A 468-nucleotide genomic window follows, 5' to 3' on the forward strand; every position below is an offset into this window, starting at 1 on the left:
CGCCCACGCAACTGATGAAGCTGAGCCAGCCCGAATTTGTCGGCGCGGTTGATGATGATGGTGTTGGCGTTGGGAATGTCGATGCCGGTTTCGATGATGGTGGAACAGAGCAACACGTTGAATCTTTGCTGCAAAAAGTCGCGCATCACTTGCTCCAGTTCGCGCTCGCGCAGTTGTCCGTGCGCCACGCCGATGCGGGCTTCGGGCAGCAGGGTTTCCAGCCGCTCGCGCATATTCTCAATCGTATCTACTTCATTGTGCAGGAAAAACACTTGTCCGCCGCGTTTGAGTTCGCGCAACACGGCTTCGCGCACGCTGCCTTCGCTGAAGGGTTTGACAAAGGTTTTGACGGCGAGGCGGCGGCTGGGCGCGGTAGTAATCAGCGAGAAGTCGCGCAGACCTTCGAGCGCCATGCTGAGGGTGCGTGGAATCGGTGTGGCGGTCATGGTAAGTATGTCTACGTTGGCG

At 58.1% G+C, this 468-nt stretch carries 1 protein-coding gene; it reads right to left on the bottom strand.

The features are described from left to right. On the bottom strand, positions 1-468 hold a 468-nt coding region (locus ACTHUM_RS19355; RefSeq protein ID WP_440403916.1), incomplete at both ends, for a helicase-related protein.

This window comes from Neisseria sp. P0021.S006 (assembly GCF_051956895.1).